The sequence below is a fragment of the Spongiactinospora sp. TRM90649 genome, from assembly GCF_029382225.1.
Lineage (GTDB): Bacteria > Actinomycetota > Actinomycetes > Streptosporangiales > Streptosporangiaceae > Spongiactinospora.
This window is the reverse complement of the sequence record NZ_JARLTC010000009.1, coordinates 188373-214236: the sequence shown is the minus strand read 5'-3', so window position 1 is coordinate 214236 and position 25864 is coordinate 188373. Positions and strand designations below refer to the sequence as shown.

Genomic DNA, 25864 nt, shown 5'->3' with positions numbered 1-25864 from the left:
GGAACCTCAACCGCGTCCCGTGGCCCGGCGGGATCGGCGGGCCAGGGCGTCGATCGTGACGGCCGTCAGCAGCACCGCGCCCGTGATCATCAGCTTGATCGGCGCGCCGAGCCCGATCAGGTCGATACCGTTGGACACCGAGCCGATGACCAGGACGCCGAGCAGCGCCGAATAGGCGCTGCCGCGTCCGCCGAACAGGCTGGTCCCGCCGATGACGGCGGCGGCGATCGCGTTGAGCAGGATGTCGCCGCTGCCGGAGGACTGGTTCACCGCGAAGAGCCGCGCGCCCGCGAGCACGCCACCGGCGGCGGCCATCAGCCCGGCGATGGCGAAGACCGACATCCGTATGCGGTTCACCCGCAGCCCGGCGCGCCGGGCCGCCTCGGCGTTGCCGCCGATGGCGAAGACCGACCGGCCGTACCGGGTGTGGCGCAGGATCAGGTCGAACAGCACCACGCACCCGATGAAGATCACGACGGCCAGCGGCACGCCGCGATGGCCGTTCAGGATGGCGGTGACGAGCAGCAGCGACCCGGCGAGCAGGGCCGTCCTCGCCAGGACGGCGGGCGCGGGCCTGGCCCACAGCCCGTCGCGGGTCCGGCGCGCCGACTCGACGAACTGGCTGGTCCCGTAGCAGAGGATCACGGTGGCCACCAGCGCCCAGCTCGCCCACCCGGGCAGGAACGTGGTGACCAGCCGGGTGATGAAGCCCGGGCTCAGGTTGATCGTCCCGGTGCTGCCCAGCAGTTGCAGTTGCAGGCCCTGCCAGGCGATCAGCCCGGCCAGCGTCGCCACGAACGACGGCACGCCGAACCGGGCGACGAAGAAGCCCTGCACCACGCCGACGGCCAGCCCGCCCGCCAGCGCGGCCAGGACGGCCAGCTCCGCGGCCATGCCGAGCTTGATGTTCAGCACCGCCATGATCGCGGCGCACAGCCCGCTCACCGAGCCGACGGACAGATCGACCTCGCCGAGCAGCAGCACCATGACGATGCCCACCGAGATCATCCCGACCGAGGCGACCTGGAGCATCAGGTTGGTCAGGTTGGCGGCGGTGAGGAACGACGAGTCGAGCGTCTGGAAGGTGGTCCAGATCATCGCCAGGCCGATGACCACGGGGAACGCCCCGAGGTCGCCGCCGCGCAGCCGCCGTCCGGCCCGGGTGGCCCGATCGCTGACGGCACGGACGGCGTCGCGCCCCCTGACGGAGCGCCCCGGCGGCGGCGTCCTGCCGGTGTCGGTGGTGGTCACGACTCGTCGCCTCCAAGATCTTTCACCGCGTCCTGGGCGTGTCCGGCGGGCAGCCCGACCCGCCGTCCGGCCCTAGCACCGGTCCCCGAACCCGCGTCCGCCCCGGTGATGGCCGCGACGACCATCTCGGGCGTCGCCTCGGCGACGACGAAGGACCCGTTGTTGCGGCCGTGCCGCAGCACCACGACCCGGTCGCACACGGCGAACACGTCCGCCAGGTTGTGGCTGATCACGACGACCGCGTGGCCGCGCTGCTTGAGCCGCACCACCATGTCGAGCACCTGCGCGGTCTGGGCGACGCCGAGCGCGGCGGTCGGCTCGTCGAGCAGCACCACCTTGGGCTCGCCGAGCAGCGACCTGGCGATGGCGACCGACTGGCGCTGCCCGCCGGACAGCGACGCGACCGGCATGCGGACGTCGGGCAGCCGCACCGCCAGCGTGTCGAGCAGATCGACGGCCCGCCGTTCCATCTCCGACTCGGCCATCCAGCCGACGACGCCGGGCGGGCCGCCGCGCACTCGCTCCCTGCCGAGGAACAGGTTGGCGACGACGTCGAGGTTGTCGCACAGCGCGAGGTCCTGGTAGACGGTGGCGATCCCCAGGGTCGCCGCGTCCTGCGCCCCGGTGACGGTCACCGGGCGGCCCTCGAACAGGATGCCTCCGGCCGCCGGCTGCTCCACCCCGGACACCACCTTGATCAGCGTGGACTTGCCCGCCCCGTTGTCGCCGACCAGGGCGACCGCCTCCCCGGCGGCGACGGTCAGATCGACGTCGGTGAGCGCCCGCACCGCACCGTAGAACTTGGTGATGCCGCGCAGTTCCAGCACCGGTGCCCCATCGCGCGAAGAATCGAGTGGAGCGTCGTGTGCCTGGGTCATGGAACCGATCCGCCTTTCCCGCCGCGCCGGTGCGCGCCGTCTCGCCGTCCATTCGTCCGGCAGGCCCCTAGGGCGTCAGCCCGGCCTTCTCACAGCCCGCCGCGTAGGCGCCGGTGCAGATCTGCTCGGCCGTGGTGAACTTGTCGACCAGGACGGATTCCTTGATGTTGTCCTTGGTCACCACGACGGTGTCCAGCAGGATCGACTTGACCTTGCCCGCGCCGTTGTCCTGGTCGGTGGTGGTCAGCCCGGTGGGGGCGGTGCCGCGCAGCAGGTTCACGGCGAGCTGGGCCGAGGTGTCGGCGATCTTCTTGATCGGCTGGTACAGCGTGATGAACTGCTCCCCGGCGACGATCCGCTGCAGCGCGGCGACCTCGGCGTCCTGCCCGGTCACGTAACGCGAGCCGGGGTCGATGTCCGCGCCGCGCAGCGCGGCGATGACCCCGCTGGCCATGCCGTCGTTGGTGACGTACACGGCGTCGAAGCCGTCGGCCCCGAGCGAGGTGATGGCCTGTTCCATCTGCCGCTGCGCCTCGGTGGGATCCCAGTTGGGCGTGTCGTACTCGCGGACGACGTCGACGCCCGCCGGGTCGAAGACGCTGTGGGCGCCGCGCTTGAACGGCTCGGCGTTGCTGTCGGTCGGCGAGCCGTTGATCATGACGATCCGCGGCTTGTCCTTGCCCGCGGCCTTCAGCGCGGTGAGCATCGCCTCGGCCTGCTGCTGGCCGCCGCGGAAGGAGTCGACGGAGACGAAGTAGTCGACCGGTGCGCCCTGCACCAGGCGGGCGTAGCTGACGACGGGGATGCCCGCGGCCTTGGCCTGGGAGACGCCGCTGGCCGCGGCCTTGACGTCGACCGGGTCGATCACCAGGACCTTGACGCCCTTGGTGATGGCGGCCTCGACCTGTTGCTGCTGCTTGCCGGCGTCACCCTGGGCGTTGCCGTTGATGATCTCGCAGGTGGGGCACAGCTCGGTCAGTTTCTTCTCGAAGTACGGCCGGTCGGCCACCTCGTAGCGGGCGGTCTTCGATTCGGGGAGCAGGAACGCGATCTTGTCGCCGCCGCTGCTGTTATCGGTCTGGGCGGATTCGTTCCCGCCGGTGCCGCACGCGGCCATCAGGACGGCCGTCGCCGCCAGGGTGAATGTCAATCCGGGTCTCTTCCACAGCACCACGAGACCGTCCTTCCGATCGCGGCGCGAGGCGGCTTCACCGCCTGTGATTGATAGGAAAGTAGCCTATCTATCAGAATCCAACAAGCCCCTTGTGCCGGGTGCCTGGTGTCGTCAGTCGCGCCGCTCCTGAGCGCCGTTCTCGCCGTCCTCCCCGAGCAGGCGCGTCCACGCGCGATCGACGCCGAGGGACAGCGCGCCGTCCACCACGGACTCCCGGCCGAGGGCGCTGCTCGTGATCCGGGGCATCACCGGGGCCAGCTCGCGCACCCGCTCCACCACGGCGGACAGGAAGCCGGGGGCCTGGCCGATCCCGCCGCCGACCACGATGAGGGCCGGGTCCAGCACGACGATCACCGTGGTCAGCACCTTGGCCACCAGGTCGGCCTCGCTCGCCACGGCCGCCGCCGCGGCGGGCACGCCCTCCTGGGCGAGGTCGAAGACGTCCTGCGCGGAGCCGGATCCGGCCACGCCGAGCGCCCGCGCGCTGCGGACCACCCCGGCCGCGGACGCCGCCGCCTCCAGCGACCCACGCCGCCTGGCGTCCTGCGCGTCGCCCCCCTCGGGGAACGGCAGGAACGCCACCTCGCCCGCCGCGCCGTGCGCGCCACGGTGCAGGCGGCCGTTGATGATCAGGCCCACGCCCACGCCCGTGCCGATGGACACGAAGGCCACGTTGTCCACGCCCTGCGCGTGCCCGGCGGCGTGCTCGGCGACGGCGGCGAGGTCGACGTCGTTCTCGATCACCATGGACGCGCCGAACTCGGCGCGCAGCGCGGCGAGCACGTCGGGGGAGTCCCACCCCTCCAGGCCGCCGGTGAGCGTGAGGGCGTCGCGCCTGGGGTCGTAGAAGCCGGGGCTGCCGAGCACCGTCTGCCGCAGTCCGGAGCCGGGCAGCTCGGCGATGGCGAGCAGGGAGCGGCCGAAGTCGACCACCTCGGCGACCCGCCCGCGCGCGCTGGTGGCCTGCACGGGGAGGGCGCGGCGGGCGTACACCTCGCCGGTCAGGTCGCACACCGCGCCGCGCAGGTACTCGTGGCCGACGTCGAGGGCCAGCACGTGCCCGGCGGCGATGTCGATCTTGTAGAGCTTGGCGGCGGGCCCCGGCAGGCCCTGCCGGTGACCGTGCAGCGTGACCAGCCCGGCCTTCTCCGCCCCGGCCAGCGCCTGCTGCACCGTGGGCTTGGACAGCCCGGTCAGGCGGCCGAGGTCGGTACGCGAGAGCGGGCCCGAGCGCCGCAGCAGATCCACGACGACCTGGGTGTTCATCTCCCGCATCAACTGCGGCCGCGCGACTGCCGGCGGCTCCAGGCCGTCTGTCATGGATCGCTCTCCTGTCTGTGTTGATGCCAAGGCTTGCGACGAGATAAATGATAGGTTAGTTTCCTATCAACCATGCTGAAGTCAAAGGAATCCCCCATGTCGCAGCGCTCCAGTGACGCTCCCCGGCTGCTGTGCATCGGCGCACATCCCGACGACTGCGAGATCAGGTCCGCCGGCCTGGCCGCGCTCTGGACCGGGCGCGGCGGCGCGGTGCGGTTCCTGTCGGTGACCGACGGCAACGCCGGGCACCACGAGATCGGCGGCGGGCCGCTGGCCCGCTCGCGCCGCGCCGAGGCGCTGGCGGGCGCGGCGGCCGTGGGCGCGGAGTCGGTGGTGCTCGACATCCCGGACGGCACGCTGCTCCCCACCATCGAGAACCGCAACCAGATCATCAGGGCCATCCGAGAGTTCGAGCCGGATGTCGTCGCGACGCATCGTCCCAACGACTACCACCCTGATCACCGCTACACGGGCGTTCTCGTCCAGGACGCGCTGTCAATGATCATGGTGCCGAACATCGTGCCGAACGTCACCGTACCGCCGGCGGTACCGGTCGTCATCATGATGTCCGACCGCTTCACCCGGCCGTACCCGTTCCAGCCGGACCTGGTGTTCGACCTCACCTCGGTGATCGAGAAGAAGGTCGACGCGATCACGAGCCACGAGCGGCAGATGACCGAGTGGCTGCCGTGGATCAAGGGCTACGCCGACGAGATGCCCACCGACCCGGCCGAGCGCGGCGAGTTCATCCGGCGCAAGGCCGGGGCCGACCCCGAGACCGAGGCCGACCGGTTCCGGGCGGAACTCATCACCCGGTACGGCGCGGAACGCGGGTCCGCCGCTCGGTACGCCGAGGCCTACGAGGTTTCTGAGTACGGCACGCCGCTGAGCGACGAGATGGCGAAGACGCTCTTCCCGTTCTGAGGGCCTGAGGGGTTTCGCCGCGTGAGAGATTCGGCCGGCATGGGTGCCAGGACCGCCGAAACGGAGGTTACGAACATGCCGGTGCACGACTCGGCCAGAATCTGCCTGGACATCGGGGCGTCCAACGTCCGGGTGGGCGTCGCCGAGGGCGCGCGGATCCACGACCTCGCCGAGTACCGCGTCGGCGACCTGGCCCGCGAGCACGACGGCGACTTCCTGGCGGGGCTGGAGAAGGTCATCGCCAGGGCCGCCGCGCGGATGACGGTGGAACCGGGGGCGCCGCCGCCCGCGATCGGCATCGGCGTCGCGTGCGTCGTGGACGCCGAAGGGGTGCTGCTCGCCCCGCTCGGCACCAGCATCCCGGCGGGCGAGACGCTGCGCGACCGCGTCGCCGCGCGGTTCGGCACCCGGGTCGTGGTGGACAACGACGCCAGCCTGGCCGCCCTGGGCGAGGCGACGCACGGCGCGGGACAGGGGCGTCCCGACCTCGTCCTGATCACGCTGGGCACCAACATCGGCATGGGGATCGTCGCGAACGGCGCCATCTACCGGGGCGTCCGCGGCGCGGCGGGCGAGATCGGCACCCTGCCCCTACGCCTGCCCGCCACCGAGGACCGCACCTGGCAGCGCGTCCTCCGCACCCGCCCCGCCGAGTCCCTGCATCCGGCCCCACCCCCCGGATACGTATGGATCGAGGAACTCTACGGTGGCCGCGCCCTGTCGGCCGCCTTGTCCGAACCGCTGCCGGAGGGCGGGCGGCTGGAGCGGGTGCTGGGCGCGGCTCAGCGCGGGGACGCCGTGGCGCGGGTGATCGCCGAGGAGGCCATTGAGGGGTGGGCGCTCACCCTGGCGACGGTGTGCGGAGTGCTGGACCCCGGGCTCGTGCTGCTCGGCGGCGGGATCACCGAAGACCTCAAGCCCTACCTCGGCCGCCTCCGGGCCGTCACCGCCTCCCTTCTCCCCGGGCTGTGCCCCCCGATCGAGCTCGCCACCCTCGGCGCCACCGCCGGGCTGGTCGGCGCGGCCGTCGCCGCCCGCTGACGCTCGGACCGGCGCGGCGTCCGGCCTACACTGGGTGACCTGGCTGGAGGCGGTGGGAAGGAGGCCGGGGACGATGGCCGAGACCTTCGACGATCCGCCGGGTGAGGTGCTGGCGGAGGTCGCGGAGGTGTTCGGGCTGCTGGCCTCGCCGCTGCGGCTGCACATCGTCTGGGCGCTGGCGCAGCGCGAGTGCGACGTGACCGGCCTGGCGGACCGCGTCGGCGGCGCGCTGCCCGCCGTCAGCCAGCATCTGACCAAGCTGAAGCTCGCGGGGCTGGTCAGGTCGCGCCGGGAGGGACGCCGGGTCGTCTATCTCGTCGACGACGCCGACGTGGTGGACACCGTCCGGCTGCTGGTCGATCGGCGGATGCGGCGCTCGACTACCGGGCCCCTCGCCGGGCCCGCCTCTGGGGCCGCGCGTGGTATGGGCGCTTGAGAGCAGGGCACCCGAACACGCCCCCGCCCTCCGCCTGGACGACATCGCCGGCGCCACCCGTCACGAACTGCTGCGGGCGCTTTCCGGCGGGCCGAAGGGGCTGACCGAGGCGCAGGCCGTCGAGCGCCTGGTCGTCTACGGGGAGAACACGCTGCCCGAGCGGCGTCCGCCGGGCTGGCCGTCGCGGCTGGCCCGGGCCGCGAGCGATCCGTTCACGCTGGTGCTGTTCGGGCTCGGCGCGGTCTCGGCGATGATCTCCTCCTGGGGGACGGCCTGCGTCATCGTCGTCCTGGTCGCGGTGAGCTGCCTGCTGCGGGCCACCGGCGAGCACCGCGCCGACCGGGCCGCGGCGGCGCTGCGCGCGCTGATCCCGGCCACCGCGACCGTGGTGCGCAGGCCGTCGCCGGAGGAGCCGCCGAGGGCGCGCGAGGTGCCGATCGAGGAACTGGTGCCGGGAGACGCGGTCAAGCTCGGGCCGGGCGATCTCGTGCCCGCCGACGTGCGGCTGCTGCGCTCCTCCGGCTTCACCGTCCTACAGGCGGCGCTGACCGGCGAGTCGGCGCCGACCGCGCTGCACGCCGTCGATCGTCCCGCGCCGGGGCAGCGGGATCACCTGTGCCGGCAGGGCGGGAGCGTCGCGTCGGGCAGCGCGCTGGCCGTGGTGGTGGCGACGGGGGAGCGCACCCGGCTGGCCGATGCCCGGCTGGGCGCCGGGTCGGGGCGGGCGAGACCGGCGTTCGACCGGGCGGTGGACGGCATCTCCTGGCTGCTGGTCCGCTTCATGCTGCTGGTGCCGCCGGTGGCGCTGGTGGCCGACGCGATCGTGCAGGGACGCGGGCTGGAGGCCGTGCCGTTCATCGTGGCGGTGGCGGTCGGGCTGACGCCGGAGATGCTGCCGGTGGTGGTCACCGCCGTGCTGGCGCGCGGTTCGGCCGTGCTGGCGCGCGACCGGGGCGTGATCGTGAAGAGCCTGCCCGCGCTGCACGACCTGGGCGCGATCGATGTGCTGTGCACGGACAAGACGGGCACGCTGACCGAGGACCGGCCGGTGCTCGACCGGGTCGCCGGACCCGATCCACAGGTGCTCAGGTGGGCGGCGCTGAACGGCTTCTGGACGCTCCACCTGGCCGACCTGCCGGTGCCGGATCCGCTGGACGAGGCGATCCTGTGGGCCGTCCCGGACCTTGAGCCGGGGGAGGGGCTGACGGCCCGGCCGTTCGATCCGGTCTCGCGGACGTCGTCGGCGCTGGTCCGCGTGGAGGACGGCGAGCGGCTGCTGATCGTCAAGGGCGCGGTGGAGGACGTGCTTGGGCGCTGCGCCGCCGTCCCGCCGGGCACGCGTGAGGAGGCCGCGCGGCTGGCCGGGGAGGGGCTGCGGGTGCTGGCCGTCGCGACGGCGCGGCGCGCGGCGCTCGCACCGCCGCACGAGGACGGCCTGGCCTTCGCCGGGTTCGTCGCGATGAGCGACGCGCTGACCCCCGGCGCGGCCGGGGCCCTCGCCGACCTGATCGGGCGCGGCGTGCGGATCAAGGTGCTCACCGGCGACCACCCGGGGGCGGCGGCCAGGGCGTGCCGCGACCTCGGCCTCGGCCCGGACGCCGTGATCGTCGCCGACGACCTGGCGGACCTGGACGACGACGCGCTCGCGGCGGTCGCCGGGGACGGCGTGGTCTTCGCCCGCTGCACCCCCGCCGACAAGGCCCGGCTGGTGCGGGCGCTGGCGGCGTCCGGGCACGTGGTGGGGTTCCTCGGCGACGGGGTCAACGACCTGCCCGCGCTGCGCGCCGCGCACGTCGGGATCTGCCCGCGTAACGGGGTCGATGTCAGCCGGGAGGCGGCCGACGTCGTCGTGGCGTCCAAGGACCTGGCCGCGATCGAACGGGCGATCACGGTGGGCCGGACCTGCACCGGCAACATCATCACGTATCTGCGGATCGTGCTGTCGTCGAACGTCGGCAACGTGATCGCGATGCTGGCGGCGGGGGTGATGCTGCCGTTCCTGCCGATGCTGCCGGTTCAGGTGCTCGTGCAGAACCTGTGCTTCGACGCCGCCCAGCTCGCCTTCGCGTTCGACCGTCCGGCGGCGGGGACGCTGCGCCGTCCGATTCGGTTGCGGCCGAACGGCCTGCTGGGGTTCATCGCCGCCTTCGGCGCGCTCAACGTGGCCGCGGACCTGACCACGTTCATGCTGCTGGACCGGCTGATCGCCGGTGAGGACCAGGCGGCGTTCCGTACGGGGTGGTTCGTGGAGAACCTGTTCACCCAGGCCCTGATCATGCTGATGCTGCATCCGGGCCGCGGGGTGTCGCGTCCGCTGTGGCTGGCCACCGGGGCGCTGGCCGCCGCCGGGGTGCTCTTCCCGCTGTCGCCGCTGGCCCCCGCGCTGGGGCTGGTCGTGCTGCCCGCGTCTTATTACCTGCTGCTCTGCGTGCTGCTGCTGGTGTACGGCGTGGCGCTGGCGCTGTCGGTCCGCCTGCGGGATCGCCACCTCCTCCCGATTTAGTTGTATAGTTGCGCAATACGGCAACTGTTATGGGAGGGTCGCCCTGGACGGCTACTGGTTCCAGCTCGCCCTGGTCGTGATCCTTATCATCGTCAACGCGGTCTTCGCGGGCAGCGAGCTCGCGCTCATCTCCCTCCGCGAAGGGCAGTTGCGCAGGCTGGAACAGCGCGGCGCGGGCGGCCGGGTGCTGGTGCGCCTGGCCCGCGACCCGAGCCGGTTCCTGGCCACCATCCAGCTCGTGATCACCCTGTCCGGGTTCCTCGCCTCGGCCACCGCGGCGGTCACGCTGTCCGAGCCGCTGGTGCCGCTGTTCGGATTCCTCGGCGCGGCGGCGGGGCCGGCGGCGATCATCGTCGTGACGATCGTGCTGACCTTCCTGACCCTGGTGTTCGGCGAGCTGGCCCCCAAGCGGGTGGCCATGCAGCGCGCCGAGCCCTGGGCCCTGCTGATGGCCCGCCCGCTGAACCTGATCGCCACCGTCACGCGTCCGGTGGTGTGGGCGCTGGCCAAGTCCACCGACGTGGCGGTGCGGCTGATGGGCGGCGACCCGGCCAGGCACCGGGAGGAGATCGGGCCGGAGGAGATCCGCGAGCTGGTCGGCGCGCATCGGGGCTTCACGCCCGAGCAGCGGCTGATCATCTCCGGCGCGGTGGAGATCACCGAACGCACGCTGCGCGAGGTGCTGCTGCCCCGCCGCGAGGTGTTCACCCTCGCCGCCGACACCCCGGCGGCGCAGGCGGGCCGGGAACTGGCGGCCTCCGGGCACTCGCGGGCGCCCGTCGTCCGCAACGGCTCGCTCGACGACACCGTGGGCATCGCCCACCTGCGCGACCTGTTCACCGACGAGTCCGGGCACACCGCCGCCGACGTGACCCGCCCGGCGCTGCTGCTGCCCGAGAGCCTGCGGGTCTCCGACGCGCTGCGCCACTTCAAGGCGGAACGCCAGCAGTTCGCGCTGGTCATCGACGAGCACGGGGCCGTGGACGGCATCGTCAGCCTGGAGGACCTGCTGGAGGAGGTCGTGGGCGAGATCTACGACGAGACCGACCGCGACGTGCTGGAGATCCGCAGGGAGAGCGACGGCGGGATGACGCTGCCCGGCGGCTTCCCCATGCACGACCTGCCCGACATCGGCGTCCACCTGGAGGAACGGCCCGACGGGGACTACACCACCGTCGCGGGCCTGATCATGGCGCTGCTCGGGCGCGTGCCGACCGCGCCGGGCGCGGAGGTCGTCGCGGGGGACTGGCAGCTGACCGTGACGGCGCTCGACCGCCACGCCATCACCGAGGTACGGCTGACGCCCCACGTCCGTGCGCCGCACGAGCCCGCGCCGCCCCAGGCCGGCTGAGCGGTCGCCGCGATGACCGAGAACACATCCCCGGGGCGCGAGCGTGCGCGCGCCGTCCTGGAGCACCCCGTCACGCAGCACGCGATCATCGCCGTGATCGTGGTCAACGCGATCACCATCGGCATGGAGACCAGCGCGCATGTGATGGCGCGCGCGGGCGGGCTGTTACACGCCGTGGACCGGATCGCCCTGGCGGTCTTCACCGTCGAGATCGCCGCGCGGCTCTACGCCTACCGCCGCGCCTTCTGGTCGGACCCCTGGAACTGGTTCGACACGGCCATCGTGGCCATCGCCCTCATCCCCGCCTCAGGACCGCTGTCGGTGCTGCGGTCGCTGCGCATCCTGCGCGCGCTGCGGCTGGTGTCGGCGGTGCCCAGCATGCGCCGCGTCGTGGGCGCGCTGTTCAGCGCGGTCCCCGGGATGATCTCCATCATCGGGCTGCTGGTCCTGATGGTCTACATCGCGGCCGTGATCGCGACCACTCTGTTCGGCGACATCGTCCCCGACCGCTTCGACGACCTGCCCCGGTCGCTGTTCACGCTCTTCCAGATCATGACGGGCGACGACTGGGGGAACGTGGCCCAGGAGGTGATGGAGCACAAGTCCTGGGCGTGGGTGTTCTTCATCGCCTACATCCTGATGTCCACCTTCGTGGCGCTCAACCTGTTCATCGCGGTCGTCGTGAACGCCATGCACGAGGCGGACTCCAGCGCGGGCGACGCGCGGGCCGAGGCCGAACTGGCCGCGCTCCGGACGGAGCTGGCCACCGTCCACGCGAAGCTCGACCGGCTCCTCGCCCACCCGGGCCAGGCGGCGAGGGTGGGAGCCGAGCCGCCCGCCTGAGATCGGCGGGCGGCCGCTCGGAACGGTCCGGGGTGAACCGAACCGGCTACTGCTACAGCGTGCCGCCCGTGCGCCCGTAGTATCCGCCGAGTTCGTCACGGTACGGGGCGTCACGGTAGGTGTCCTTGTCGTACTTCGGAGCGTCCTTGATCTGCGCCTTTGTCCGCGCCAGGTAGACCTTGCGCTGCTGCGGATCGATGCGGTCCACGGTCCCCGCCGGGAGCACGTGCTTGGACCCGAAGATCCACGGGCCGGTGTCCACCACGATGTAGCGGGAGCCGACCTCGTGCTGGGCCTCGTCCACGGTACCGATCGAGCCGTCGGTGGCCTCGACGTCGAAGTCGACGATGTTGAGGCTGTCGTCGTCGTACACGCCAGGACGGTAGTTCCACATGTCGGACACGAAGATCCTCCTTGATTCTCGGAGACGATGGCCCCGTTCTGCTTCCCGCCGATGGGGCGTTAAACAAACGCCTGGCGCAGCGCGGTGAGAACGCGGAGCTCGCGGAGGACCTCGGCGTCGGCGGCCACCGCGACGCCGCAGAGCGCGCCGATGGCGGCGGCCGGCGTGGCCTTGGCGAACTCCCGGCGGAAGGCCGCTGCCGTTGTTGGAGAAGGCCGTCGGCTGAGCCGGCGGAAGCCGTGGGCCTGCGCCGGTTCAGTGACGCCGTGACGGCTAGCCGTCGGAGTTCTCCAGGCGGAAGAAGTTGCTGGTGTCGCCGTCCTTGAGGTGTTCCTGGTAGATGAAGCGCAGGCCGCGCTGGTCGAAGGCGCTGAACCAGGCGTCCCAGTCGATGTGCGCCAGGTCCTTGCCCGCGTAACCGGGGAAGTCCAGGCGCAGCACGCCGGCGTGGCCGTCGTGCTCTGTGCCCGGGACGGTGGCGGGCACGGCGCCGCGCTCCTCCGCCCATTTCCGGATCACGTCGTGCTGGGTCGTGACGAGAGTCTCGCCGGGGTGATCCTCGTGTTCCTTACGTGACTTGATCTTGTGGCGCTGGGCCATGGCGGGTCTCCTTTCCCGTTCACCGTTTCAATACCGGACGCACGGTGTGGCCCACCCCGATCAGCGGCAAATATTCGCAAATCGGACATTGGCGGCCGGTTCGGCGGCGGCGGGCTCCAGCGCGTGCTGGGCCTCGATGAGCTGGTGCGGGGTCAGGCCGTCGGCGTGCAGACGGGCCGACAGGGCATCGGCGAAGGTCTCGACCCGGGCCGGGGTGCCCTCGTCGGCCACGACCAGGTCGCCGGTCCTGGCCGGGCGTCCGCGCAGCACGAGCGGCGCGCCGACGGTCCCCCGCCACCGCTTGCCGGTTCCCCGGATGGCGATGTGCGTGCTGAAGGCGGGGAAGCCCAGCTCGCGCAGCCGGGCGGTGTCGCGGACGCCGCCGTCGATGATCAGCCCGGCCACGCCGCACCGCTCCGCCGCGACGGCCAGGACCTTGCCCCAGTAGCCGAACCGCGCGGCCCCCCTCGGGCGGCAAGTACCGCCTCGGCCGCATCCACGACCTCACCCAGGCCGGCCTCTCCGACGGCCGCACCCGGACCGAACTCGACACCGCCCTGCGCTTCGCCACCCTCCTCGGCCTGCGCCCGCCGCCCTGACCGTGGTCTCCGGAGCGCCCGTGGTACGCCGCGTCGCTACTCCGGCGTTGGTCAGGCCGACGTCCTGGCCGACAGGATGTGGGCCAGCTCGCGGACCTCGCCTCGGTCTCGTTGGTCACGCGGGACGGCTTGCAGCACCCTGTGCGCGGTCCATGTGATCATCTCGTTGCGGAACTCCGGCCGCAGCGCGGCGATGGCGGTGGTGGCCTGCCGCGTGCCGTTCTTCACTCCGCCAGCCGCCACCGTGCAGAGCGCCCGATGCAACGTTGTCGAGGTGCTGTACTGGTAGTTACCCGAGCCGATGCGCAACAGGTCGATATCGCCGGACAGTGACGTCTCGTCCCCGGCCTTGGCGTGAACCCACAGTGCGGCCCAGGAGACCCTATCGGCCGCCGACTCCCAGAAGCCCGGGATCGCGGGAAGGTCTGCCTCGGCCAGGTCTTCCAGGTCTTGCAGGCGGCTCGCGGCCTCGGCGTTTCGCCCGAGGTCGGCCAGAGCCTTGACCTCCTCGCATACCAACGAGGCCAGCCCCACCGAAGGCCGGCCATCGGTCAGCCGTTGTCCGTCGCGGGCCATCTCCAGCACCACGGCGGGGTCGCGTGGCCCGAAGAGGCTGTGATACGCCTCATGGGCGCGGATTCGAAGGCGCAGATCCAGATCCCCGCTGGCGTCGGCCGCCCGGTTGGCCGTGCGGTAGAACCGCAGCGCGGTCCCGTGGTCGCCCAGACGGACCTTCATGCTGGAGTAGAACGCGGCCAGCACCGCCAGGGCGCGTTGCAACTCGATCGTGTCATCGCCGCCGGGACGCCCGATCTGCTCGCGCAGCAGCATCAGGTCGATCAGGATCTCGTCGGCGACCACGCGCGGAGCGCGGGTTCGCAGCGCGTGCAGATGATCCATCGTGCTGCGGTGCCACTGCTCGGCGGTGCGCGGCTCGCCGCCCAGCGCCAGCTCGAACAACAGCCGTGTGGGATCACCCGCCGTCACGGTCACTCCGGCGGCGGCGGCGAATTGTAGTAGTCGTCTGCGGTCCGTGGCGTCCTCCTTGAATTCGTGCGTGCTGTTCTCCGCTATTTTATGCAGTCTCTCCAGCTCGGAGATAATGTCATATAGGGCTATAAGTTGGTTACCGGCGCCGAAATGCTGATCTAGAGAACAAACTGCCGGTCTGGTCGGCCGCATCACCGCCCGCTCCCACTTGGAGAGGTCCCCCGCATCGACCAATGCCGCTTTGGCCGTCGTCTGCTGAGTGCCCGAACCGATGACCCGCCAGTGCCGGATGGCGGCCCCCAGCAGATGCCAGGGCGACTCACGAGGATCCACGGGGTGAGGGATACGACCTGCGCCCAACGCGTTCACTCCGTTCCTGATCGTTCAGGTAGCCAGGTGCCAGAGGTTCATCTCTGGTGCGTGGTCTTGACCTGCCCTAACTATGGCACTCACTTGGGGATCGCGGTCCCGGGAACGAATAGAAATACCTCACGCGATGACCGATGTCGACCGGTCCTATCAGCATGAAATAAGGCCAATGATCCGTATTACGGCAGTATCCATTTATCTGCTGAGCTATTGGCTTCTGCCATAGTCGGGCGGCCGTGTTCGAGGAGCGGGCGTGCCTGGGCCTGGGGTCGGCATCGCCGGATCGACCACTGGGCGGCGTGCAGCGTCGGGGTGTCGGCGCGGCCCCAGGCGACTGCGGAGCTTGGCGTGCGGATTGTGCCCATTTGTCCGGTGATCTGAGCGGAGAGTGAGGTGACCAGGTCCTCTTGCTCGATTCTCGAAATCCAGGCGACGGCAGGTATCTTACGCGTTTCCGTGTGATATATCCGCAGGTCACCGGGCATAAGATTATTTGGTATTCAGCCTTGCTGAAATAGTATATAACGCCATTTCTGTAAGTGTGATCTATATCACAGTGCCTTTCTGGTTCTCGGAGAACGTCCGGTAGAGGGCTGACCGTAATGCCGGTGAGGTTCCGTCCCTCGGGCGCCGCCGTACAGGTCGCCGTACGTGACGGCGGCCTGCGCGCCAAGGTGGGTCGCGTGGGGGAGTCATAGACATCGGGCGTTCCCCTGTCTGTGTTACATCGTATTTTCGCGGACACATACCGTGGATATTTACAGTATCTGTTCGAATTCCTACCCTCGGGGCGTCGTAGCGACCGAGATCACCCGGGGTGACTTATGAGTTCTCCGCTGTTACGTTCGGTCCGAACCTCGCGCAAGACCAACAGAAAACGGTGGCGCTGGCCGCTCCGCCGGCTCACGATCGTCGTGACGGTCGTCATGCTGACGGCCTCTCTCGCCCCTGCTTCATCCGCGCTTGCCGATACCCGCGCGACGCTCCCGGGCGGCGCGCTGTTATCCAAGGTCGGCACGTGGATGGCCGCGCCGTTCAACTGGCTGCGGGAGACCTTGGAGCCCGAGCCCGAAGGCGGGACGCGTCCCGCCCAAGGTATGGCCGCTCTTCCCGGCCGCGCCGATCCGCCACCCGCGCGGGAGCCCGCCAAGCCCGGAAAGCGGGTCAAAGAGCTGCCCGGTGAGCGCACCGCGCACAACAAGGTGTTCGAGCTGGAGGACGGCCGTCGCCAGGCCGAGGTGTCCGCGGTGCCGGCGCACTACCGCGACGCCAAGGGCGTCTGGCGCGACATCGACCCACGTGTCCGGCCGGTCGCCGACCAGGGGTTCGTGCTCGGCAACGATGCCGCCGGGTTCACTTCCCGCTTCGGCGACAAGGCCGACAAGCTCGCACAGGCCGCCATCGGCGACCGCCGAGTGACCATCGGCCTGCCCGGTGAGGCCAGAAGGATCACGCCCAAGGCCGAGGGCTCCAAGGTGACCTATCCCGGGGTGTGGGACGGGGCCGATCTGGTCTACGTGGTCACGCCGGAGGGCCTGAAAGAGCTGATCGTGCTGTCCAAGCCGCCGACCGCGCCGCTGACCTTCACCGTCAAGGGCGAGGGGCTGAAGCCGGTACGGCAGGCCGATGGTTCCATCGCCTTCACCGCCGATGACGGGACGGCGGCGTTCACCGTACCCAAGCCGTTCATGGTCGACTCGGCCAAGGATCCCGGCTCGCCGTACGGACTGCGCCACACCGATGCCGTCAAGCAGGACCTCATCGAGAAGGACGGCCAGACCACGATCACCATCACTCCGGACGCGGGCTGGCTGGCCGCGCCCGACCGTAAGTGGCCGGTGCTGATCGACCCGACCTTCCGCCTGTCGCCCGAGCGGTTCGACACCTACGTCGACTCCGCCCGCCGTACCGCCAACTTCGACGGTGCCTGGCAACTGCCGGTGGGTAAGACGGCGACCGGGATCAACCGGGCGCTGCTGCGGTTCAACATCCCCTCGGAGATCCCGATCGGATCGCGGATCGACGAAGCCCACCTGGAGACGTACTTCGACCAGGCGCTCGGCGAGGCCGGCCCGGTGACCGTGGAAGCCCGGGAGATCACCTCCGAATGGGACTCCTACGACGTCACCTGGAACGACCAGCCGACCTACTCGCCCACCGTCGCCTCCACCGTCACCCGCCAGCCCGGCGAGGTGTCACGCCGGCACTCCTTCAACGTGACCGCGGTGGTGAACGGCTGGCTGTCCTCGGCGGACGCGCCGATGGACGGGATCGTGCTGAAGGCCGCCGACGAGAGCGCCACCGGCAAGGTCGGCGGGCCGGTGTACGAGTCGAGCGAGGACCTGTACGGCGGCGACGGCATGATCGGCGACACCACGAGTCACCCCAGGCTGATCATCACCTGGGGCAAGCCGTCCGTCACACTGAGCCCGGGACCGGTCGCCACCGCCCTCGGCTCGGACCTGACCTGGACCCCGTACGCCGACCCGACCCCCGGCGACGCGTCCGATGACCTGGCCGAGTACCGCCTGTACCGGTACTGCCCGTCCGGCTGCCAGAACGGCAACGGCCAGTCCACCGATGAGGACGAACTGGTCACCACGCTGCCGCCGGACGTTACGTCGTATACCGACACCAGCAGCGGCGGCGACCCGTACGCGGTCTACGACCCCGAATACACCCACGAGGCCACGTACCGGATCGAGGCGGTGCTGGCCAACGGGGAGGCGGTGCCGTCCCAGGAACTACGGGTGATCCTGCCGCGTCCCGGCCTGATCACCACGCTGATCGACGGCTCGGCCGACACCACGCTGGCGTCCGGCGAGCCGTCCGCGGCCCACGACGGCAAGCGCCTGCAGGTCGGCAACACCGCCACCCCGCAGGGCAACACCCGCGCGGTGCTGAAGTTCGAGGACTTCGCCGCCAAGATTCCCGAAGGCGCACAGATCAGTGAGGCGTCGCTGTCGCTGTGGAGCGCGAACGCCACCGGCTCCGGCGTACGACTCGACGCCCACCGCCTGACCAAGGGGTTCGACGAGTCCGCGACCTGGGCAACCCCGTGGACCACCCCCGGCGGTGACCTGGCCGCCCCGGCCCTGGGCTCGGCCTCCGGGCTGACCGCCGCTCCTGGCTGGCGTCGGCTGACCGTCACCGGCGCGGCCAAGGCGTGGCTCGCCGACCCGGCGGCCAACCACGGGCTGCTGGTCAAGGTCGCCAACGAGGCGGGTACGGCCAAGCAGTCGATCTCGTTCCTGTCCACCGAGGCCGACGAGCCGCTGCTGCGCCCGCGACTGCGGGTCACCTACCGGGACACCTCCGACGGGGCCAGCACGTTCTACGCCCCTGGAACTCCCGACCGGCTGGACACCGCCGCATCAACGCAGGTTCCCGTGGTGGTGACCAACACCACCGACCACGTGTGGCCGGCCGAGACCACCGAACTGAGCTACCACTGGACCCAGCCGGACGGCACCGAGGTCTCCACCCCCGCCAACCAGGCCAAGACCTCGCTGCCCGAAGACCTCGCCCCCGGCCAGAGCACCGTGGTCGCCGCCGCCGTGACCGCGCCGGAGCTGACCGGCGAGGGCACCAACAAGGCCGAGGCCGCCACGCTCAGCTGGGACATCTGGGACGGCACCGGCTGGAAATCCGGCACCCACCGCCTGCCGCGCCTGCCGCAACGGGTCCGGCTGGAGGCTCCCACCAGCGACCAGCTCGGCGCCGAGAAGTTCTACACCTACTCCGGCAAGAACACAGGCGCGGGCGGAACCGCCCTGGTCAACGCCTATTCGGGGAACCTGGTGTGGGGCTACAACGCGTTCTCCAACCCCTCGCGCGGGCCGCAGACCTTCGCCCGGATGACCTACAACAGCCTGGACACCAGCTCCTCATCGGCCGGGTACGGCTGGTCGCTGCAGATCTCATCGCTGCAACGGCTCGGCTCGCCGCTGACCTTCCACCCGACCTGGAGCGACTGGCCGCAACAGCTCCGGCTGACCGACGGAGACGGCACCACGCACACCTGGACGCTGGACACCCACGGGCGTCCGAGCAGCCAGTGCAACCCGTCTGTCTGTGACTACGTGAGCCCGAAGGGCGTTCACCTCTACCTCCAGCGGGTGGCGCGTCCGGACGACCCGACCCGGATCTCCCGTGACCCGCTGCGCCAATGGGTCTTCACCAAGCCGGACCGCACGCAGTTCTTCTTCGACGAGGACGGCTACCAGTCGGCGATCGTCGACAAGAACGGCAACACCATGTCGTTCGGCTACGAGCGTCGCGTCAAGTGCTGGAACAAGGTCACCAAGTTCCTTCAGCACATCACCGACGCCACCGGTCGCCGCACCCTGACGATCGACTACTACAAGAAGGGGCAGGACTACACCTACATCGACGGCGCAGGCCGCGAGGTCACCGGGCGTCGGCTGTCGAACACGCACATCATCGACAACATCAAGTCGATCACCGACATCGCCGGGCGGAAGGTCGCCTTCACCTACACCCTGAAAGGCGAACTCGCCCGCACCGTCGATGGGGCCGGGGACGCCCAGGCCAAGACGTTCGCCTTCGACTACGACTCGGGCTGGGGAACCGGCAACACCAAGCTGACCGGGGTCACCGACCCGCGTGGCAACACCACGACGTTCACCTACCACCGCACGCACTCGCTGTTCTGGTGCAAGCTGCGGGTCGCCTCGATCGTGGACCGGCTCGGCGGAGTGACCGCCTTCGACTACGACACCGGCCCGTTCACCCGCGCGGTACGAACCACGGTCACCGACCCACTGCGCAACGCGACGCGGTACGTGCTGGACGGGTACGGCAGAGCGACATCGATCACCAACGCCAAGAACGAGACCACATCGGCGGAATGGGACGACGACCACAACACCATCAAACTCACCGAAGCCAACGGCTCGGTCACGACCTGGACCTATGACACCAGGACCGGCTTCCCGCTGACCCTGAAGGACGCCGAGGCCAACGCCAACGGCACCGCCCCCACCACGCTGGTCTACCGGACCGGCCTCAACGGCCGCATCGCCGACCTGGTCGAGAAGACCTCACCGGAAGGCCGCAAGTGGGCCTTCGGCTACGACGCGCGGGGCAACCTCAAGACCGTCACCGACCCGCTCGGCGTCGCCTCCCCGGCGGCGGGCGACTACACCACCTCGTACGAGTACGACGGGTACGGCCAGTTGCTCCGGTCGGTGGACGCCAACGGCAACCCCGCCACCTACGGCGACTACCACCCCACCGGCTACCCGGCGAAGATCACCGACGCGTACGGCAACATCACGCAGACCGCCTACGACGTGCGCGGCAACGTGCTGTCGGTCACTGACGCGCTGGGCAAGAAGACCACCCAGACCTACGACGTCTTCACCCGCCCACTGGAAAGCCGCGTTCCCAAGGACCAGGCAGACGGCAAGTTCATCACCACCCCGGCCCCGGTCTACGACACCAACGACAACATCACCAAGACGACCGCCCCCAACGGCGCCGTCTCCACCGCGGTCTACGACAAGGCCGACCAGCTCCTCGAATCCTCATTACCCAAGGACACCGACGACGGCCCCGAGCGCAGGGCCAGCATGACCTACGACCTGGCCGGCAACCTGACCGCCCAGACCGAACCCAAGGGCAACCTGACCGCCACGCCGGGCGACTTCACCACGACCTACGTCTACGACCCGATCTACCAGCTCACCGACGTACTGAACGCCGAACGCCACAAGATCACCTACACCTACGACAACGTCGGCAACGTGACCAAAGTGGTGGACCCGCGTAAGAACGCCACCCCTGACCCGGCCGACCACACCGTCACCACCACCTACGACCGCAACCACCAGGTGAAGACGGTCAAGGACGCCGCCGGTCACCAGACCGCCACCACCTACGACCGTGACGGCCTGGTCACCGCCACCACCGACGCCGAGAACAACACCACCCTGCTCACCCTGGACAGACGCGGGGACGTGACCGAGACCAAGGTCCCGCACTCCTCCGCGGACGGGGTGGTCAAGTACACCGTCACCCGGTTCGTCTACGACCAGGCCGGCAACAAGACCAAGACCATCACCCCACGCGGTGTCGAGACCACCGACGATGCGGCCGACTTCGTCAACGAGACCAAGTACGACAAGCTCAACCGGCCCATCGAAGAGATCCACCCCTACGACCCCGACGACGCCCGCTACAACACCCCCGACTCCGTCCGCTACGTCTACGACGCGGTGTCACGGCTGAAGGAGATCTCCCAGCCGCCCTCCCACGGGCAGACGGTCCGCAACGTCTCCACGATGACCTACTGGGACAACGGCTGGACCAAGACCAGCACCGACCCGTGGGACATCCAGACCGCCTACGACTACAACGCCCTCGGCCTGCAGACCAACCGCACCGTCACCTCGGCGGGCGGCTCCTCCCAACGGGCCCAGGACTGGTCGTACTACCCGGACGGCAAGACCAGGACCCACTCCGACAACGGCGTCCCGCTCGACATCGACGCCGTCATCGCCGACAACTCCGACACCACCACCAAGACGACCGGCACCTGGAGCCGCCCAGCAGGCCCATCGGCCACATCGGCCGACCTCGGCTACGACCACGCCATCGCCCCCGCCGGGACGGGCACGTCATCCCTCACCTGGACCCTGACCCCGCCGGCGACCGGCACCTACAAGGTCCAGGTCCGCTACCCCGCCGGAGCCACCGCCACCAACGCGAAGTACCAGATCAAGCACGACTCCGGTACCGCGACCGCCACTCTCGATCAGACCCGCGAACCGGGTGAGTGGGCCGACCTCGGCAAGTACTCCTTCACCAAGGACAAGCCGTATCAGGTCACTCTCACCGACAAGGCCAACGGAACGGTGGCGGCCGACGCCGTCCAGTTCATCCGCGACACCAATGCGGCCGACGCAGAGAAGAAGGATTTCACCTACTCCTACGACCCCAACGCCAACCTGACCGGCATCCTCGACCGCACCGCCACCGCCAGGATCGACGACTGGGACATCTCCTACACCGGCCTGAACCAGATCGAGCGCATCGTCGAGAAGCTCAACGGCGCGGTCAAGAACACCACCACCTACACCTACAACGAGAACGGCGCGGTCACCCGCCGCACCCACGACAAGACCATCGCCGACTACGGCTACGACATCCGCGACCTGGTCGACTCCGTCACCAACCGCAAGTCCGCGACCGACACCGACCCCAAGGTCACCCGCTACACCTACACCCCGCGCGCCGAACGGGCGACCGAGACCAAGGGCAACGGCAACGCCGTCACCTACGACTACTACCTGGACGGCCTGCTCCGCCACAGCCTGGAGAAGAAGCCCAACGGCGCAGTCGTCGCCGAGCACACCATCGGCTACCAGAGCAACCTGCACCGCAGCCGCGACGAGGCCAAACTCCAGAACGCCGACGACCCCGGCACCTATCTGGAGCACACGTACACCTACGCGTACGACCCACGCGACCGCATCGCCAAAACGGTCAAGACTCCAGTGACCGGTGCCGCGACCACCGAAACCTACCTCCACGACGCCAACAGCAACGTCTATGAGGAGAACGTCAAGGGCAAGGAAACCACCTTCGCCTACGACCGCAACCGCCTGATCTCCACCACCACCGACGGCGCGACCGCGAATCAGAACTACGACCCCTACGGCCGCCTCCGCTCCATCACCGGCGGTGGCACCACCCTGGAGAAGTACGTCTACGACGGCTTCGACCACGTCAAACGCCACGAAAAGCTCGGCGAGGGTAACGAGACCACCGTCACCACCTACACCTACGACCCGCTCGACCGCACCACCTCCAAGACCGAGAAGGAAGGCACCGACCGCGCCAAGACGACCACCTACTCCTACCTCGGCCTGTCAGAAGAGGTCCTGGACGAAGAGGTCGCCGGCAAACTCACCAAGTCCTTCCAATACGGCCCCTGGGGCGAACGCCTCTCCCAGACAAAGGTCGGCCCCGACGACTCCGAAGAGTCCTCCTACTACGGCCAGAACCCCCACAGCGACGTAGAAACCCTGACCAAGGAGAACGGCGACACCCGCGCCACCTACGGCTACACCGCCTACGGCAAGAACGACGACAAACTCTTCACCGGCGTGGACAAACCCGACCCCGCCGACCCCACCGCCAAGGAGGAGTACAACCCCTACCGCTTCAACGCAAAGCGCTGGGACAACTCCACCGGCATGTACGACATGGGGTTCCGGGACTACAACCCCAACCTCAACCGCTTCCTCACCCTCGATTCTTACAGTGGCGCCCTGGCCGACCTCGGGCTCGGCTTAGATCCCTGGACCGCCAATCGCTACGCCTTCACTGGTGGAAACCCCGTCACCAACATCGAGATCGACGGCCACGAACCCCGTCCATGGCATAATCCGAAGTTCAAGTCAGAAACGTTCGATTACGACAGGTACTGGCGGTGTGAAAAAAGCCCAGGAAGTTGCGGTAACAGTCGCAATATAAACCTTCCAAAAGGGCCGGTCAATTCAGAGGAAAACAAGCCGCGTGTGGGCTACGCCCAGCCCCCGATTACGGTACCGAAGGCGCCGGTAATAGGGCCACAACCCCCACCGGCGGCACCGGTGAGCGCTGCCGCACGCATCCTCTCGATTGTAGGGTTCGTCGGAACGCTTCTCACCGTTCTGTCGCTTTGTGGCGACACGCCCAATGCGACCGGCTGTCAATCTGTCCAACAAAACGATGAAAATGATGATGATTCGTACAAACTCTACCGCTCCCCGGCGAAGGGTAACAGGCTAAGCGAATCCAAGGGCCTGGATCCCGCGAATCATCCGGACGTCGTAACTCCGAGTCGAGTTCACCCAGGTACGGCATATCTCGGAGATCCTGAACGTGTAGCTCAGCACTATGCGGCGCAGGGAACGCATGAGGACGGCTATCACGAGTACACGATGCGACCGGGATTCCTAAAAGCGTTTCCTCCCGGCAAGTACAGGACCACGCACGACAGTAAACCGCACGAGTATCAATGGCTTATTCCACGCAACGAGATACCTCGCTTCAACTCGTATATAAGCAACGTGCGCTGGATAAACTACTACCAAGATGAACTCGGAAACGGCTACACTTGGTAGCGGCGTCAGAAATCTAGAAGCCGACCTGCTACTGCTGGTCACCGACGCATAGTCCTCCCCATGCCAGCCCGATGCTTCGTATCGGGCTGGCGTGCGGGCGGGTCGGCTCTATGTCTGCCACACCTCGAGTCGTTGCACAAAGAAAAAATCGGAAGACACAACGGGAAGTTGCAAGGATTACATTCTATCAAATTTGTGATATAGGGGATCTATCTGGAAGGAGTGACGCCATGGACCGCACCGTAGGGGATGAGGCATATCGGAGGGCATTGTCTGCTCTAGAGATCGGCCAGGTCCGTAATGGAGTCATCGCGGACATCAGAAATTTCGGTGTTTTTGTAGATCTCGGTGATGTGGAGGGCGTGATAACTAACGTAAACCTGTCTTGGGGTCGCTTCGATCACCCTGCCGATATCGTCAATGTCGGCCAAAATGTAGCAGTAGTGGTCCTGGCGGTGGACCTAGAAAGAATGCAGCTATCGCTGTCTCTCAGAGAGCTGCAACCCAAGCCACTGCTGAAGTTTGCTCGCACCTGTCTTGGAAAGACTCTCCAGGCCGAAGTCAGTAAGGTCCTGCCGTTCGGGGTGTTCGTACGTCCCGATGTTGGCATAGAAGGTTTGATCCCCGCAGCCGAATTCGAGCGAAAGCCCGCCTATGCCTGGCCGTCGCTTGGCGAAACTATTCTCGTCCAAGTCGAAGCGGTCAACATTGTCAGCAACAAAGTCGAATTCACGCTCCCGTGATGCTATATGGCGTGCACTGCGTGAATGCGTCGGTCTGCGCCCGCCGTTCTGGCCGCTAGACCTGCCAGAGGGCGGCGAGTTGGCGGGCGGCCAGGCGTGATGGCACCGTGCGCAGCAGTGCGTCGCGTAGCCAGGCGGTGGGGCCGGTCTGGGAGGTGAGCCGGGACTGGCGGAGGGCCGCGCGGACCATGGTTCCGGCTCTGGGTCTGCGTTCGGCGTCGTAGCGGAGCAGGCGCTGGGCGACCTCCGTCGTTGTGGCGCCGGTCAGGTGGCGGGTCAGGGCGGCGGCGTCTTCGAAGGCCTGGCTCGCGCCCTGGCCGAGGTCGGGGGACATGGCGTGCGCGGCGTCGCCGAGGAGGGCGACCCTGCCGCTCACATAGGAGGGCAGCGGGTCGAGCAGGGCGCCGATCGGGTCGACGTAGATGGCGGTGGGCGGGGTGGCCTCGATCACCGCCGTGACGGTCGGATGCCAGTCGGCCATCAGGGACAGCATCTGCCGGCGGGCTTCCTCGGGGCCGGGCGGCGGGCCGTGCAGTGCGGTGTCGGTGAACCAGTACAGCCGGTCGTCGCCGAGCGGGAAGAGGCCGAACATCGCCCCGTTGCGGCGGTCGACCAACTGACCGGCCAGCGGTTCCGGGTCCAGGCCGGCGGGGCGCGGCAGCATGCCGCGCAGGTCCATCCGGCCGATCCGGCGGGGCCCCGGGTGGTCGGGGAAGAGTTGCGCGCGCAGCGCGCTGCCGATGCCGTCGGCCGCGATCACGGCGTCCACCGTGGCGATGGGCGTACCGTTGGCGATTACGTTCATGTCGGTGGGGCCGGGCGTACCGTCGGCGATCACGCCGGTGGCGGCGGGTGGGTCGTTGGCGATCACGCGCACGCTGGTGGGGGCGGGCTCCAGGCGTTCGATCGGGGTCGCCGTCCGCACCAGGGCGTCCGGGAGCGGGGCGCGCAGGATTCGGTGCAGTTCCGCACGGTCGATGATGACCGGTGTGCCGAAGACCGACTGCGCCGCGTTCAGGTCGGTGATCAGCAGCGGACGTCCCCGCCGGTCGCGCAGGCCGGCGCGGGTCGCCCGGATGACGTGCCCGCGCACGTCTTCGGCCAGGCCGAGCGTGTCCAGGGCGTGCAGGCCGTTGGGCATGACCACGATCCCGGTGCCCGCCTCGCGCAGCTCGGCGGCCCGCTCGAAGAGCGTCACCTCATGCCCGGTGCGGTGCAGCCCCACCGCCGCCGCGACTCCGCCGAGCCCGGCTCCGACCACCGCGATCCTCATATGAGCCTCCGGTTCACTACGATCGTACTAGT

At 69.1% G+C, this 25864-nt stretch carries 17 protein-coding genes; 8 read left to right on the top strand and 9 right to left on the bottom strand.

From position 1 onward, the window contains the following. Positions 1 to 6: 6 nt before the first annotated feature. From P3X83_RS13440 to P3X83_RS13425, 4 genes are all read right to left on the bottom strand, one after another. Complete coding sequence (locus P3X83_RS13440; RefSeq protein ID WP_277305349.1) at positions 7 to 1251, bottom strand: sugar ABC transporter permease; 1245 nt, start codon at positions 1249 to 1251, stop codon at positions 7 to 9. Beyond that, positions 1248 to 2129: an ATP-binding cassette domain-containing protein gene (locus tag P3X83_RS13435; protein ID WP_277305348.1), complete on the bottom strand. Its 882-nt coding sequence runs from the start codon at positions 2127 to 2129 to the stop codon at positions 1248 to 1250. The genes P3X83_RS13440 and P3X83_RS13435 overlap by 4 nt, the downstream gene beginning before the upstream one ends. A gap of 67 nt (positions 2130 to 2196) precedes the next feature. Then, positions 2197 to 3279, bottom strand: a complete 1083-nt coding sequence (locus P3X83_RS13430) for a sugar ABC transporter substrate-binding protein (protein ID WP_277305347.1) — start codon at positions 3277 to 3279, stop codon at positions 2197 to 2199. A 135-nt stretch (positions 3280 to 3414) separates the two neighbouring features. Then, complete coding sequence (locus P3X83_RS13425) at positions 3415 to 4623, bottom strand: ROK family transcriptional regulator (RefSeq protein ID WP_277305346.1); 1209 nt, start codon at positions 4621 to 4623, stop codon at positions 3415 to 3417. Positions 4624 to 4719: 96 nt separating this feature from the next. Between P3X83_RS13425 and P3X83_RS13420 the strand changes: the two genes are divergently transcribed. The 6 genes from P3X83_RS13420 (at position 4720) to P3X83_RS13395 (ending at position 11721) form a co-directional block, all read left to right on the top strand. Then, positions 4720 to 5547: a PIG-L deacetylase family protein gene (locus tag P3X83_RS13420; RefSeq protein ID WP_277305345.1), complete on the top strand. Its 828-nt coding sequence runs from the start codon at positions 4720 to 4722 to the stop codon at positions 5545 to 5547. A 75-nt stretch (positions 5548 to 5622) separates the two neighbouring features. Further along, positions 5623 to 6588, top strand: coding sequence for an ROK family protein (locus tag P3X83_RS13415; protein WP_277305344.1), 966 nt, complete (start codon positions 5623 to 5625; stop codon positions 6586 to 6588). Positions 6589 to 6661: 73 nt separating this feature from the next. After that, the gene (locus P3X83_RS13410) at positions 6662 to 7024 is read left to right on the top strand and encodes a metalloregulator ArsR/SmtB family transcription factor (protein WP_277305343.1); all 363 of its coding nucleotides are present in this window, start codon (positions 6662 to 6664) and stop codon (positions 7022 to 7024) included. Next, positions 7008 to 9527, top strand: a complete 2520-nt coding sequence (gene mgtA / locus P3X83_RS13405; RefSeq protein WP_277305342.1) for a magnesium-translocating P-type ATPase — start codon at positions 7008 to 7010, stop codon at positions 9525 to 9527. Before P3X83_RS13410 ends, mgtA begins: the two co-directional genes overlap by 17 nt. A gap of 43 nt (positions 9528 to 9570) precedes the next feature. Next, the gene (locus P3X83_RS13400) at positions 9571 to 10878 is read left to right on the top strand and encodes a hemolysin family protein (RefSeq protein ID WP_277305429.1); all 1308 of its coding nucleotides are present in this window, start codon (positions 9571 to 9573) and stop codon (positions 10876 to 10878) included. 12 nt (positions 10879 to 10890) lie between these two features. Then, complete coding sequence (locus tag P3X83_RS13395) at positions 10891 to 11721, top strand: ion transporter (protein ID WP_277305341.1); 831 nt, start codon at positions 10891 to 10893, stop codon at positions 11719 to 11721. Between the two features lie 52 nt (positions 11722 to 11773). On the opposite strand, the gene P3X83_RS13390 is transcribed toward P3X83_RS13395, so the two are convergent. The 4 genes from P3X83_RS13390 to P3X83_RS13375 all read right to left on the bottom strand — a co-directional run bounded on the left by P3X83_RS13390 (position 11774) and on the right by P3X83_RS13375 (position 14646). Then, complete coding sequence (locus P3X83_RS13390) at positions 11774 to 12115, bottom strand: PRC-barrel domain containing protein (RefSeq protein WP_277305428.1); 342 nt, start codon at positions 12113 to 12115, stop codon at positions 11774 to 11776. A 282-nt stretch (positions 12116 to 12397) separates the two neighbouring features. After that, positions 12398 to 12724 carry a hypothetical protein gene (locus P3X83_RS13385; RefSeq protein WP_277305340.1) on the bottom strand — a complete coding sequence of 109 codons (327 nt, stop codon included), beginning with the start codon at positions 12722 to 12724 and terminating at the stop codon, positions 12398 to 12400. Between the two features lie 60 nt (positions 12725 to 12784). Next, complete coding sequence (locus tag P3X83_RS13380; RefSeq protein ID WP_346742709.1) at positions 12785 to 13129, bottom strand: hypothetical protein; 345 nt, start codon at positions 13127 to 13129, stop codon at positions 12785 to 12787. A gap of 245 nt (positions 13130 to 13374) precedes the next feature. Continuing rightward, positions 13375 to 14646, bottom strand: a complete 1272-nt coding sequence (locus P3X83_RS13375; RefSeq protein WP_277305339.1) for a hypothetical protein — start codon at positions 14644 to 14646, stop codon at positions 13375 to 13377. A 950-nt stretch (positions 14647 to 15596) separates the two neighbouring features. Between P3X83_RS13375 and P3X83_RS13370 the strand changes: the two genes are divergently transcribed. Both P3X83_RS13370 and P3X83_RS13365 read left to right on the top strand, forming a co-directional pair. Beyond that, positions 15597 to 23816, top strand: a complete 8220-nt coding sequence (locus P3X83_RS13370) for a DNRLRE domain-containing protein (protein ID WP_277305338.1) — start codon at positions 15597 to 15599, stop codon at positions 23814 to 23816. A 230-nt stretch (positions 23817 to 24046) separates the two neighbouring features. After that, on the top strand, positions 24047 to 24559 hold the full coding sequence (locus tag P3X83_RS13365; RefSeq protein ID WP_277305337.1) for a S1 RNA-binding domain-containing protein: 513 nt from the start codon (positions 24047 to 24049) through the stop codon (positions 24557 to 24559). A gap of 55 nt (positions 24560 to 24614) precedes the next feature. Here P3X83_RS13365 and P3X83_RS13360 read toward each other — a convergent pair whose 3' ends face one another. Further along, entirely contained in the window at positions 24615 to 25832 is a 1218-nt protein-coding gene (locus tag P3X83_RS13360; RefSeq protein ID WP_277305336.1) for an FAD-dependent monooxygenase, read from the bottom strand. Between the last annotated feature and the right edge of the window lie 32 nt (positions 25833 to 25864).